The sequence below is a fragment of the Pseudonocardia sp. ICBG1142 genome, assembly GCF_020496255.1.
Taxonomy (GTDB): domain Bacteria; phylum Actinomycetota; class Actinomycetes; order Mycobacteriales; family Pseudonocardiaceae; genus Pseudonocardia.
The window spans coordinates 1-12,689 of record NZ_JAHLJC010000036.1 but is presented as its reverse complement, the minus strand read 5'-3'; the positions used below and the strand labels follow the sequence as shown (position 1 = coordinate 12,689).

The window sequence follows — 12,689 nt, the reverse complement described above, 5'->3', positions numbered from 1 at the left end:
CCCGACCGGCCCGGGGCAGCAGTACCAGCCGCACCCCACCCGACGACAACGGGCAGGACGCGGCGGGGACGACACCGTGACCGCGTCGACGCCGCCCCAGCCCGGGATCCCGTGGGCGCAGTTCGCCGCTCCGCTCGCGTTGCTCGGTGTCCTCACCGCCGGGACCTCGACCGTCACTCTGATCTGGTCGGCCGCCACGCTCGCCGGCCCGGCCGCGGCGCCCCCGTGGGGGGCGGCCACGGCGAAAGCCCTGATCGCCGCCGGCGGGGCGGGCAGTCTGGACCCGCTGATCGGACCGGCCGGGTCCCGGCCAGTGTTCTGGGCCGTCATCGCCGGGACCGCGGTCATCCTCGTCGCAGCCCTCGTCGCCGGTGTCCTGTCCTGGGGGCTGCGCGCCGCCACCCGCACACAACGGCCCCCGGCGCCGCTCACCCGCAACGCGCTACCCGGGATGCGCGGACCCGCCGCCCACCAGCGCGCCACCGAACTCCGCCCCTCCCTCCTCCAGCAGCACCCCGACCAGCAGCACAGTCAGCAGCACGGCCAGAACGAGCCGGGCCCGCACCGAGACCGGCGACGTGGGCGGGTGGACGAGCGCGACCTCGGCATGCTCCTCGGCCGCATCCCCGGCAGCGGCAGCCCCGGCAGCAGCGTCCTGGGTGGTGTCCTGGGCGGGGGTCGGGAGCGGGCGCGGCGGGTCTATGCCGCCGAGGAAGACGTCATCCTCGTCATCGCCGGACCCCGCTCCAACAAGACCAGTGCGCTGGTCGTGCCCGCGATCCTGTCCGCGCCCGGCCCGGTGATCGCGACCAGCAACAAAAACGACATCTACACCCTCACCGCCCGCCTGCGCGCCGGGATCGACGGTGCCCGGGTGTGGGTCGCCGACCCACAGCACCTCACCGGTATCGCCCAGACCTGGTGGCTCGACCCACTCGCCCCGGTGCACGACCTCGCCGACGCCTCCACCCTGCTCGCCCACTTCACCACCCCCACCAGCAGCGCTGGGAGTGGGAATGGGGAGTTCTTCGCCCAATCCTCCCGGCGTCTGCTCGCCGCGCTGGTCCTGGCCGCCGCCCACGCCGCCCGCAACAGCGACCGCACCCCGGCGGGGGTGCCGGTGTCGATCCGCGACGTCCGCCGCTGGGCCGCCACCGAAGACCCCACCCCCGTCGCGGTCCTCCGCGCCCACGGCTTCACCGAGGTCGCCGACGGCCTCCAAGCCCAATACGAAGCACCCGCCGAGACCCGCGGCGGGATCTTCGCCGGCGCCCTGACCACCCTGGGCGCCCTGGAGAACGACCACGTCACCCGCATCATCACCCCACCCACGACCTGGCGCACCCCACCCGACGACCCCGACACCGTGACCGAGCTGGACCCGTGGACCTTCATCGTCGGCCACACCGAACCCGACGGGCAGGTCGTGCCGCCGCGGGACACCCTGTATCTACTCACCCAGGACGGGCCCGGCTCCGGCGCGCCGGTCATCGCCGCGCTCGTCGACCACCTCCTGCGCGTCGCCGCCCGCGCTGCCGCGGCCCAGGGCGGGCGCTGCGACCCGCCTGTGCGGGTGATCCTCGACGAAGCAGCGAACGTGTGCCCGATCGCCAATTTGCCCGCCCTCTACTCCTACTTCGGCTCGCACAGCATCCAGGTCGCCACGTTCCTGCAGTCCTTCCCCCAAGGCACCGACGTCTGGGGCAGTGCCGGCATGAACAAACTCTGGGGCGCCGCCACCATCACCCTGATCGGCGCCGGGGTCACCGACCTCGACCTCACCCGCCACCTGGCCGCTCTCCTCGGCGACCTCGAACTCCCCACCGTCACCCACACCCACTCCCGCGGCGGGACCTCCACCTCCCACACCACCAGGGACAAACCGGCCATGTCGGTCGCCGACATCGCCGCCCTCGACAAGCGCTACGCCATCTGCCTCGCCACCGGTCACCGCCCCACCGTCCTGGAACTGCTGCCCTGATACCGCGAACCCGACGGCACCGGACACACCCACGACGACATCACCGCAGCCGCCACCACGGCCGCTGCCGAGATCCGCCGGGCCGCCATCGGTCACCTCGGCGCCGACAACCCCCTCACCCGCCGCCTCCACACCCACAACCAGCAACACCGAGGCGAGGAGTCGTCGTGACCAGCGACCACGACACCAGCAACACCGAGAGCAACACCGAGGACAGCCGCGCCGCTCATGTGGTGTTGCTCGAGGCGCTCCGCGACGACCACACCCTGCTCGACCACCGCGTCGCCGACCTCGCCGACGAACTCGACACCCTCGCCGGAACCTTCGACCGCCTGGAGAAAACCCTCCGCGCCGCGAGCGTCGACCACGACACCCCCACCCCGGACGCACCTGAACACCGCACCGACACCAGCCCGACAGACGTCCCCGACACCGACAGCACCAAGGACGACAGCACCAAGGACACCGCCGGTGACAAGGACAGCTCTGACGACAGGGACCGCGATGACGGGCCGGACATGCAGGTCCTCCTCTCGTGGGTCCGACACACCATCGCCGAGCGCTGCGAACGGAAACTGCCCCAGGGCCAAGGCCGGATCCGGTGGTGTCGCTCCTGGTGGCACCACCGCGAAGCCCACGCCCGCTTCGCCGCCCTCTACCGGGCCTGGGTCGAGGCCACCGACCCCGAGACCGGCACCGGCACCGCCCTGGTCACCTACTACGAACACCTCGACCACACCCTCGAAGTCCTGATGAGCGACCACGGACCCTTCTCCGCCTGCCCCGGCGGCCGACACCGCCCACCCGACCGGGGCGACCCCACCGTCGGCTACCTCGGCCAAGACCGACACCCCGACGAACCCGAACCCTCCGAGGAGAAAGAGCCATAGCGATGACAACAGCGACGAGCACGCCGGTCGGTGAGGTCCCGGCCCTCGGGCTCGGCCGTGAGCAGTCCCAGGCCTGGGTACGGCTCGCGTTGACCATCGCGACCACCCTGCGCCAGCACCGCCTCGACCGAGGACGGGCCGCGTTCAGCGACCAGCACGCCGCCCGACGCCGGGGCGCCCAGTACGCGGCCGATCTCGACCCGCGCGTCGCAGCGATGGCCGCCGCCGACGAGACCGCCTTCCGCCACGCCGCCACCACCGACACCGACGCCACGGCCGGGTTCGAGGAGCTGACCAGCCCGGAACCGCAGTTCAGGTGGACCGTCCACACCACCATCGGCCCCATCCCCGAGCACGCCCCCTCCGGCGGCCAGGGCCGCTGGGGACTGTGGGCCCACGGCCGGCGCGGGGACACAGAACTGTCGGTGTTCGTCGTCGTCCCCGACCGCGACCTCGCCACCGCCCTGCGTAACGAGGTCACCCACGACCAGCACCGCACCCTGCTCCAACTCCGCGCCCTCGGCGTCTACGGCTGCCTCCGCGCCGACCACGCCCGCACCCAACTCCGCACCACCGACACCCAGTTCACCGAGAACGTCCGCCACGCCCTGCACACCGCCTGGCCCGACCACCCCGACCTCGCCACCACCGTCCTCCACACCGACACCGACAGCACTGACCCGGACAGCTCGAACCCGGACAACCGATCCCTTGAGGATCTGCACCGCCGGCTCCGGGCCTTCGACGAACACGGCTACCGCCCCGCCGACGTCCTCGCTGCGGTCGACCCCGACCGGCTCGACCGCGCCCATCCCCGCGCCGACCTGATCGCCGCGCTCGACACCCTGGCCCCCGGCGCGCAGCGGCCGAGCGCCGCACCCGGCGCGACCGGACAGGCGGTGCCGCGCCGCGGGACCGACCTCCCCGCTGCCGCGCAGCTTCTGCACCGCCACCTCGACGACGGCACCACCGCAGCGGTCACCGGATGTCGGCACTGGCCCGGCCTCGCCCGCCAACTCCACACCTGGCACCACGACGACACCACCACCGACCATCTGACCACCGAACTCGCCCGGATCCCCACCCACCGCGTCCAGACCGCGCGGGCACCCGCGATCTACCTACGCTCCATCCTCGACCGCAGCATCACCTTCCGCCGACGACACGACACCACCACCGAAGACGTCGCTGTTGGAGACGTCGCTGACGCCGAAAGCACAGTGGACGAAAGCACGGTCGACGAGCAGGTGCCGCCGACACCGTTCGACATCCACCAACTCGACCCGACCAACGCCCTCGACCGCGAAGCACTGCTCGCGTCCCGCGGAGCCAGCACCGCAGCCGACGACGACTACATCGACACCATCCTCACCGCCGATATCGGGACCAACACCAGGACCACCGACGACCCGACACAACCCGCTACGACACGACCGGCCCGATTCGTACGGAAACGACAGAGCACCCACACCCCACGACAGCACCCTTAAGCAGACGGAAACTCATATAAAGGCAATTTCGGGCAATACTTGCCCGGAATTACACGCTTCGTAGCCACGCGTGTGCGATACGCATCTGATCTTGATCGGACAATTCGCATCGTGCTGTACTACGGAGCGTGAGCACGACGACGTACGCACAACGCACCATCACCGTCATACTCGCCGCGGCGATCCCGATGAGCACGACCACCGGATTCGCCGCCGCACCCGTACAGCACACGTCGTCGCCCACTTCCATCGACACGTCAGCGACACCTCTTCGCGCTGCGCTCCCCTCCAGCCACAGCGATGAAGAGATCGCCCGCGCCCTGGAACGGATCGCGACCGAGCTGGAACGCGCCCTGGCCTCTCTACTCGCCGACCAGCGCGACAACCCACACGCCGTCCGCGACGCCCTCCAGCGGAACACATCCCACGACCGCCTCAACCCCGTCGGGGTCGCCGCCTGTATCGCCGCACTGGGCGAGTTCATCATCACCACCGGGATCCCCGCAGCGAAGATCGTGAAAATCATTCGGAATGCCAAGAAGCTCTACGGGTCCTTGGCGGTTGCCATTAAAACAACACAGAGCAATCCGAGCTTGTCAGAGCTGGGCGAGGAGGCCGTCACAATCCTGCAGAAAATCATCGGAATCGATGACGTCATCGCCAAGTGCAGCAACATCTGACAGCCATGGCCGATGACGACACTCGCCCACCCGGCCGCTTTCTCATCAAAGGCCGCTGGATCAACTTCACGCTCTCGCTGATACTGGGATTCGGCGGCTCCCGACCCCGGGCGCGACCCCGGCATCCGAGACGTTCGATCGTCAGCCGCCGCAGGACCTCACCGCGGAGCAGCCGGTGCTCGGCGGGATGTTGCTGAGCAAGGACGCGATCGCCGACCTCGACCAGGTCACCAACGGTCTGCACCCCGGGCAGATGGTCGTCGTCGCCGCGAGGCCGGGTCTGGGCAAGTCGACCCTGGGTCTGGACTTCACCCGCACCTGCTCCATCAAGAACAGCATGACCAGCGCGTTCTTCTCGCTGGAGATGAGCAAGTCCGAGATCGTCATGCGTCTGCTGTCGGCGGAGGCCCGGATCCGGCTGGCCGACATGCGCGCCGGCCGGATGTCGGAGATCTCCGCGGCGCCGCTCTACATCGACATCCCGGGATAATCGCGGGGCTCCTGGTAGACGGTTGTTCGACACCCATCCGTCTACCAGGAGCCCCACCTATCTCATCCCAGCCCCTGCACCTCGCAGCCTTGACTAGCACAAACAGGTTGGGAAAGGCTCATTTGTGAGTCGAGGTCAGGTTACGGATTCGGCACAGACGGTGATATCGTGAATAACTCCGTACCCTTGCCATTTGTAGCCGTGTTTCTTCGCGTCTTCTTCCACTGCATGGTCGACATCACGGATAAACTCAACGGGATAGGCGTTGGGTTTGCCTGCCCAGTAGTACTGCTGATCGTCTTCAGACCACACCTTCCTGTAGAAGTGGTAGTCCCACTTCCCATTGGCGTTGTATGGGATTCCGGAGCACAGTCCCACCAGCCACGCCGGGTCGTCGACTGTTCCGTGGACGGGTTCCATGGTGTCGGAGATCTTGATGACCCCGTCGCTGTCGAGGCCAGCGAGGAACTCCGCATCACTTGTGGGAATCTTCTGCGTCGTACAGAATCCTGGATGTGGCCAGGCGAGTTGACCCTGACCGTGGGTGCGCACATTGCACGCATACGCGTAACAATTGTTCCCTTTGATATACTCATTCCACCACGCGGGATTGTATCGCCCGTATTGCACGGTCCCTCGACCCTGCCCGACGGGACTGCTGCGCGGGTATGGCCCGGTATCGTCGCGTAGTGCGATGTCTGCAGTCGAGTATGAGACCACGTCTCGGGCTGCCACGTTCTTTTGACTCGTCGGAACTTCTAGTTCGACAGTGTCAAGAATATAGCTTGCGAGGCGGCGGCTGGCGCCATCATCGAGTGCGTGACCGTCATCGACGTAGAATTCGCCAGGGAGACCGTGCGTTCTATCAATGTCACCGGTCGTGACCATGAGCATGGTGCGGTCCGGGCGCCGTTTCTCGATCGATGTAGTGATAGCGTCCCGGTTGCGTGCCACCTCCGCAAGGACCTTTTCAATGTCCTTCGGATCCGTGATCTCGCCGGTAGGGTCGGCCCGACCGGAAAAGATAGCCTGGGTCACCGTCAACATGATTTGCTCTTCCTCTCTCAAGCTCGCGCCCTCGACCGGGCGGCATCGACAGCCAGGGTGGCTCATGAACCGTGAAGATCGGAAGAGGTACATCGTTCACCGACCACAAGATCCCCCCCCCGTTACCTTCTTGATCAAGCCCGGTGTGGGCTTGCAGGCCGCCGGTCGCGGTGGACGCGGCCCGCCGGGCCGCGTTCGGGGAAGGCCAGCCGATGGTGATCTTCTCGCTGGAGATGAGCCGTACCGAGTTGTGGTCGCGGATCGTGTGCGTCGAAGCCCGGGTGAACTACCGGGTGTTGTCCACGCCGCACGGGTTGACCCCGACCAACTCGGGGCGCCGGTAAGGGAGTTGTCACCAGCCACAACCGAGTCGATCATTGCTGGTCAGCGGGTTTATTTTCGGTGAGGTTGCGGTAGAGGGTGGCGCGGCTGACGCCGAACGCGGCTGCGATCTGGTCGACGGTCTGGCCGGCGTCGAGGGCGGCCTGGGCCGCGGCGAGCTGGTTGGGGTCGAGTTTGCGGGGTCGGCCGGGCAGTTTGCCCGTGGCTGCGGTGGCCTCGCGGGCGTGGGCGGCGCGTTCGCGCATGAACACTCGTTCCATGTGCGCGAACAGCGCCAGTAGCGCGCCGGCGAGTTCGGCCATCGGCGAGTCGTCGGTGGTGTCGATCGGGATCGGGTCCTTCAGGGTCTTGATCCCGATGCCCTGCTCGCGCAGCTCGTGCACAACGTTGAGGCATTCGCGCAGATTGCGGCCGAGTCGGTCGAGGTTGGTCGCGATGATCGTGTCGCCGGAGCGAGCGTATCGGCGCAGCTCGGTGAAGCCGGCCCGGTCGATGGTGGCGCCGGTCTTCTTGTCGGTGTAGATCCGCTCGTCGGGTATGCCGTGGCGGCCCAGGGCGTCGAGCTGCCGTTCGAGGTCCTGGTGCGTGGTCGAGACGCGGGCGTAGCCCAGTTCCATCACGCCACCGTCCCGGCCTGGCCGGTGCCACGGGCATGGCGGTGCGCCCGGACACGGCACGTGGTGCAGCAGTAGGTGCGACGTCGGCCGGTCGCGGGTTGGCGGATGACTCGCCCGCGGGTCCGGTGCCGGGCGCCGGGTTGCGTTACATCCGGCCGGGTCCGGGAACGTGCACTCAGGGACGGCAGTGATGTCGGCCAGTGCCGTGCGGCGGTCGATCACGGTCTGCCGCGCGGCCTCGGTGCTCAGGTAGCGGCGCCGGGCGTAGCGAATCTCGTCCTCGGAATGCCCGTGCTCGCCGCCGGCGACCGCACGGATGCCGGTGTTGGTGCCGTACCCGTAGATGGCCAGCAGCAACCGCTCGGCCAGCACGTGCTCGGGCAAGGTGCCGCGGTCGGCGACCGAGGTCACCGCCGACAGGCAGCCGGTGCGCAGCACCGCCTCCTTGAGCATGTCGATCAGCGGCGCGGATTGGCACCCCGACTGCTCAGGCCGACCGCTGCCGCCCACACCGAAAGCATGGAGATGACCACCGACTCGACCCGAGATCACGTGCCGGTGACAACCAGCGACACCACTAGCGCATTCCTGAGCCGGTCGCGCACAGTGCACTCATGAACACGCCACGCAACGACCCCGCCGCCCAGAACGACCGGCTGTCCTGGCCCACCTGGATGGCCGGCCCCGACCGCGCCGCCGACACCGCGGCGGCGGCTGACGCCGACACCGTCGTGCTCAACCGCGCCGCCCTCCACGACGCTCTCACCCACGACCACCGACCCGCGCGCCGGCAGCTCCGGGCCCTCGCCACCGTCGAGGACGAGACCACACCCACTGCCGCCCGCCCGGCACTGTCGACAGCACCACCGACAGCCGACGCTCCGACAGCCACGCGGCCGGACGCGGCGCGCCCGCCAGACACCGGGCCGTGGCTCACACTCATGATCCTCGGCCTGGTCATCGTCGCCGTCATGCTCGTCGTCACCGTGACCTGGACCTGACGCCGTTGCAGAACCGACGGGCTCGATCAGGCCGGGACCATCCGCGGACCCACCCGACCAGAGCCAGCAGCCGCAGCATCAGGAGTACCGGCCCGCTGCGTGGGGAAGCCCCGTTCAGCGGGCGGGAACAGGCCGCGGTCACGCAGGCTGCGCTTGGCCTTGGCCGCAGTCCGGTTCCCACCGATCATCCGATCGACCTCCGAGGCTTATTCAGGCTCCGTCAGGTAAGTGTGTAGAAGATGAGTCCGATGACTGCCGAGATTGTCGTTTTAAATGTGGCGTAGGGCCGCCGGTAGTCTGCGTGGAGAACTTTCCACGTTTTGATATGGGCGATGACTCGTTCGATGGTGGCGCGTGTGTGGTTGAGGCTCTTGTTGAATGTTTTTTGCCAGTCGAGAAGTTCCCGGCCGGGTGGTTTTTTGAACGGGGTGAGCATGCCGCGCCCGATGTATCCTTTATCGCCGATCGGGGGTATGTGGCGAGGTGGTCGAGGGCGCCGGATTGGTCGAGGCAATATAGGTCGTGTCGGGAGCCTGGGGTCGGGTCGGAGATCCACGACAGCTGCCCTTCCAGGGTGGCTGCGACCTGGACGACGACGCCGGTGGTGCGATGCTTGCCCGACCACAGACCCGGCACCGCGGCCCATGACCAGCAGGGCAGCAAGGTTCCATCGATGATGTACTGCCGATCGGCACGAAGCTCCTCTGCCGTCGGAACGACACTCCGCAGCGCCTGTGCCAGCAACGGTGTCACCCCCGTGATCGCTCGACTAACCGTCGACTGCGACACCCCATAGGTTTCCGCCAACTCCCACTGCACACGATTCCCGCGCAGATACGCCAACGTGATCACCACCGACCAGAACAACCCCAGAACCGGCGGCCAAGACAAACGTGCCTCCGTCGCGTCCCGCTGATCCTGCTCATACACTATAGCGACAAGATCCTGAATTTCATCACGCCGGAAACCAGTGGTATAGTACATACTGCGGCAGCCCGTTCATCTCGGATTGATTCGGCAAACCAATATTCGCGATGGACGGGCTGTCGCCCAACCCGACACGCCGGGCTAGATCGTTATTTCACGGGGCCTGAATAAGCCTCCCTCGATCGTGCTCGTTGAGGCTTATTCAGGGTGATCATGAAGTGCGGTGTTTCTCCAGGTCGGGACCGCAGCGAGGTAGCCCGCCAGGCGGCCCTGAATAAGCCTCGTTCTACGCTGGGCTACCAGTGCTCGCCGGAGGGCTCATCGCGGGCCTAGGATCGCACTGGGCAGGATTCCTCCCCACTTCCAGCGGCCAAGTCCTCCGAGTACTCGGCACAGCTTTATTCGCCTACCTGATCGTGACGGCCGCATTCGCCTGCCAAAATTTCATCCCACTGAAGCCGCTGAATCGTCCGTGGCACTACTGGCAGTTATTGTATGGGTTCCTATCATTCGCTGCCGCGCTCGCAGCAGGTGCCGCGTTCGGGATTACGCCACCTTTCCTCGTTGCATACGCGGCCAGTACAGTGCTCATCGAGGCTTATTCAGGGTGATCATGAAGTGCGGTGTTTCTCCAGGTCGGGACCGCAGCGAGGTAGCCCGCCAGGCGGCCCTGAATAAGCCTCATCGATCGAGCTATCAACCTGGCCTGGCTGAAACCGTGGCAGCCTGGACCGAGCGAAGAGCTTCTCGCCGCCCGCCGCGCCGCCTACCTGCGCGACGAAGACCCCTCGAAAATCACTGAAGATGACATCAAATAAACAACACGGAATCCAGCGCGAGCCGGTTCACGAAACGCGCTGAGGTCTTCCCAAGAAGAGCGCATGGTCGCCGACCGGTGCACCTTGATCTGCTGTAGCTGCAAGACAAAAGGGGAAAATCAATGAGTGACGGAATTCCGACAGGGCCGAATGGGGCGGCGCCGCGGCCCGGGATCATGGCGTTGCAGGCGTTGCGGTGGTATCAGATCGCCGCCGCCGCAGCCCGGTTCGTCCGGGCGAACCCGGCCGCGGTGCTGGTCCCGCCCCTGCTCGCAGCACTGGTCCTGGTCGGCGGCGGCGGGCTGGCCGGGTGGTGGTTGTTCGACCCGGCCACCGCCATCGACGACGCCGCAGCCGTAGCCGCGCAGGCGACGGACCCGGCCGCGGCAGAAGCCGCCGCGCAGGCCGCCGCAGCAGCATCCTCACCGCAGGACCTGCTGTTCAGCCTCGTGCTGCTCGCGCTCTACTTCATCCTGGCCCCACCCGCGGCGGCCATGGCGCTGTCCACCCTGCGCCCCGCCGTCCTCGGACACCCCCGTGTGTCGCTGTCCCAGGCCTGGACGGCAGCACGCCCCCACCTGCGGGCCCTCTACGGGGTGTGGGCGGTCCTCACCCTGATCAGCCTCATCCCGACCGCGATCCAGACCGCCGCCGCAGCCCCGTTCTGGAACACCCCCGACACCACCGACACCCCCGCCGCCTCGGACACCATCGGCGCTCTCGCCGGGATCCTGACCCTGGCCGCGGCCCTGCTACTGATCTACGTCTCGGTCCTGCTCGCCTTCGCCCCCGCCGCCGCGGTCGTCGAAGGACTCACCGCCGGCGCTGCCCTGCGCCGTTCCCTCGACCTGGTCCACCGATCCTGGTGGCGCTGCTTCGCCGTCCTGGTCGCGATCAGCGTGATCCTCCTGATCACAACCACCCTGATCACCCTGCCCGCCCTCGCCGCCGCCATCGCGATCGGATTCGCCGCCCCACTCTGGATCGCGATCCTCGGCGTCGGTGCTGTCCTGGCCGTGGTGTTCGGGATCAGCTGCAGCTACAGCATCGGCGCCACCGCCCTGCTGTATCAAGACCAGCGCATCCGCCGGGAGGACTACGCCACCGACCTCATCCACGACGCCCGCCCCGAACAGTAGAACCGGAACAGGCCGGGGACCCTGCAGCGTCCCCGGGCCAGGCGACGTCATGGCCAACGGTGGGAGCATCGCCGCCATGGCACACACCGGCACCACAACCTCAGCAGCAGCGCCCACGACAGGGTCAGCGCCGCAGCCGACAGCGGCGCCAGCGGGGTCAGGGACAGCAGCGATCTTCCGGATCGAGATCGCGCTACTCGAGGTCGACCCCGCCGTCCACCGGACCATCGAGATCCCCGGCGAGGTCACCCTCGCGTACCTGCACGAGGTCATCCAGGAAGCAATGGGCTGGGAGAACTCCCACCTGCACAAGTTCACCATCAACCAGAACTGCTACGGCATCCCGGACCCGGACTGGGACCCCATCTGGGACCTCGGCGCCCGCACCCTCGACGAAGCCGACACCACACTGGCCCGCGTGCTCACCCCCGGGCAGGAAGCCGACTACGTCTACGACTTCGGCGACAACTGGCACCACACCCTGATCGTCACCGCTCTCACCACCGCTGACCCCGGAGTGCGCTACCCGCGCTGCATCGACGGCCACGGTGCCTGCCCACCCGAAGACGTCGGTGGAACACCCGGCTACGCCGAATTCCTCGACGCACTCGCCGACCCCGACCACCCCGAACACACCGACCGCATCGCATGGTGGGGATCCGACCAGTACGACCCCCACCACGTCGACCTCCCCGCCATCAACGAGGCTCTGAAGCAACTCAGGTGACGTTCACAGACCACAGCCGAAATCTTCACGACAAAGAATCTTCGCGCCTCGGAAAATTATTTTACGCGCCGCGCATGCAGGAAGTCGGGAGAAGTGTCGGCGGCGTCCCACCATTCCTCAATATTTGCTCGGATGATGAATCCGGCCGTCGCGGCGGACATGTCCCAGTACTCGAACGGTGACCCCAGATCGAGATGCCATCGCTCGCTCTTTTTGGCCACGCTGACGGCGACTTCGCACATCAATCTGTCGGGATCTGCCTCAATCCAGAGAGAGTCCAGTCGAATAACCCTGAAACAACTATCGGTCAAGGGTTTGCGGGCATTATCCAGGAGCTGACCCGCCGTCCACTCCGGCCTGAGCGGGACGCGTCTTCCCCGCTTACCTGGGGGCATGGCGGATGGGGACGAAGATCGGGCATTCGCGTGGCGCAGCCGCGTCATCGTCGGCGAACGCCCGGGCTTGAATAGGATATATTCGCTCGTATGCCGTGATGGCGCCCTGGGGGCGGAAACCGTGCCCTCGGAAGGGGCCGTGGTT

The 12,689-nt window shown here is 67.2% G+C and carries 12 protein-coding genes and 2 pseudogenes; 9 read left to right on the top strand and 5 right to left on the bottom strand.

Annotation, left to right across the window (positions count from 1 at the left end; genetic code table 11):
* Positions 1 to 76: 76 nt before the first annotated feature.
* The 5 genes and pseudogenes from KPL59_RS33130 to KPL59_RS33110 form a co-directional block, all read left to right on the top strand.
* Complete coding sequence (locus tag KPL59_RS33130; RefSeq protein WP_226363183.1) at positions 77 to 1,981, top strand: type IV secretory system conjugative DNA transfer family protein; 1,905 nt, start codon at positions 77 to 79, stop codon at positions 1,979 to 1,981.
* Positions 1,982 to 2,148: 167 nt separating this feature from the next.
* Entirely contained in the window at positions 2,149 to 2,871 is a 723-nt protein-coding gene (locus tag KPL59_RS37335; RefSeq protein ID WP_226363182.1) for a DUF4913 domain-containing protein, read from the top strand.
* Between the two features lie 2 nt (positions 2,872 to 2,873).
* Complete coding sequence (locus KPL59_RS33120; protein WP_226363181.1) at positions 2,874 to 4,361, top strand: hypothetical protein; 1,488 nt, start codon at positions 2,874 to 2,876, stop codon at positions 4,359 to 4,361.
* 128 nt (positions 4,362 to 4,489) lie between these two features.
* Positions 4,490 to 5,041 (top strand): hypothetical protein, encoded by a 552-nt coding sequence (locus KPL59_RS33115; protein WP_226363180.1) that lies wholly within the window; start codon positions 4,490 to 4,492, stop codon positions 5,039 to 5,041.
* 211 nt (positions 5,042 to 5,252) lie between these two features.
* A pseudogene (locus tag KPL59_RS33110) lies at positions 5,253 to 5,519 on the top strand (DnaB-like helicase C-terminal domain-containing protein); the annotation flags it as partial.
* Positions 5,520 to 5,666: 147 nt separating this feature from the next.
* Here the strand turns inward: KPL59_RS33110 and KPL59_RS33105 are convergent.
* The gene (locus KPL59_RS33105) at positions 5,667 to 6,578 is read right to left on the bottom strand and encodes a hypothetical protein (protein WP_226363179.1); all 912 of its coding nucleotides are present in this window, start codon (positions 6,576 to 6,578) and stop codon (positions 5,667 to 5,669) included.
* 143 nt (positions 6,579 to 6,721) lie between these two features.
* Here KPL59_RS33105 and KPL59_RS33100 point away from each other — a divergent pair, with 143 nt between their 5' ends.
* On the top strand, positions 6,722 to 6,922 hold the full coding sequence (locus KPL59_RS33100; RefSeq protein WP_226363178.1) for a DnaB-like helicase C-terminal domain-containing protein: 201 nt from the start codon (positions 6,722 to 6,724) through the stop codon (positions 6,920 to 6,922).
* Positions 6,923 to 6,952: 30 nt separating this feature from the next.
* Here the strand turns inward: KPL59_RS33100 and KPL59_RS33095 are convergent, their stop codons facing one another.
* On the bottom strand, positions 6,953 to 8,047 hold the full coding sequence (locus KPL59_RS33095) for a recombinase family protein (RefSeq protein WP_226363177.1): 1,095 nt from the start codon (positions 8,045 to 8,047) through the stop codon (positions 6,953 to 6,955).
* A 104-nt stretch (positions 8,048 to 8,151) separates the two neighbouring features.
* Here KPL59_RS33095 and KPL59_RS33090 point away from each other — a divergent pair, with 104 nt between their 5' ends.
* A complete protein-coding gene (locus KPL59_RS33090; protein WP_226363176.1) occupies positions 8,152 to 8,538 on the top strand; it encodes a hypothetical protein in 387 nt (128 codons plus the stop codon).
* A gap of 220 nt (positions 8,539 to 8,758) precedes the next feature.
* On the opposite strand, the gene KPL59_RS36325 is transcribed toward KPL59_RS33090, so the two are convergent.
* A complete protein-coding gene (locus tag KPL59_RS36325; protein WP_255678287.1) occupies positions 8,759 to 8,974 on the bottom strand; it encodes a transposase family protein in 216 nt (71 codons plus the stop codon).
* 101 nt (positions 8,975 to 9,075) lie between these two features.
* A pseudogene (locus KPL59_RS36320) lies at positions 9,076 to 9,522 on the bottom strand (transposase family protein); the annotation flags it as partial.
* A gap of 952 nt (positions 9,523 to 10,474) precedes the next feature.
* Here KPL59_RS36320 and KPL59_RS33080 point away from each other — a divergent pair.
* Complete coding sequence (locus tag KPL59_RS33080) at positions 10,475 to 11,422, top strand: hypothetical protein (protein ID WP_226363175.1); 948 nt, start codon at positions 10,475 to 10,477, stop codon at positions 11,420 to 11,422.
* Positions 11,423 to 11,498: 76 nt separating this feature from the next.
* Positions 11,499 to 12,149, top strand: coding sequence for a plasmid pRiA4b ORF-3 family protein (locus KPL59_RS33075; protein ID WP_226363174.1), 651 nt, complete (start codon positions 11,499 to 11,501; stop codon positions 12,147 to 12,149).
* A gap of 56 nt (positions 12,150 to 12,205) precedes the next feature.
* Here KPL59_RS33075 and KPL59_RS33070 read toward each other — a convergent pair.
* A partial coding sequence (locus KPL59_RS33070; protein WP_226363173.1) for a hypothetical protein occupies positions 12,206 to 12,689 on the bottom strand: 484 nt, incomplete at its 5' end.

Bases quoted from the DNA above. Each gene is read 5' to 3' on its own strand.
- KPL59_RS33090 (WP_226363176.1), top strand. From the start codon at position 8,152: ATGAACACGCCACGCAACGACCCCGCCGCCCAGAACGACCGGCTGTCC.
- KPL59_RS33075 (WP_226363174.1), top strand. From the start codon at position 11,499: ATGGCACACACCGGCACCACAACCTCAGCAGCAGCGCCCACGACAGGG.
- KPL59_RS36325 (WP_255678287.1), bottom strand. From the start codon at position 8,974: ATGCTCACCCCGTTCAAAAAACCACCCGGCCGGGAACTTCTCGACTGG.
- KPL59_RS33120 (WP_226363181.1), top strand. From the start codon at position 2,874: ATGACAACAGCGACGAGCACGCCGGTCGGTGAGGTCCCGGCCCTCGGG.
- KPL59_RS33105 (WP_226363179.1), bottom strand. From the start codon at position 6,578: ATGTTGACGGTGACCCAGGCTATCTTTTCCGGTCGGGCCGACCCTACC.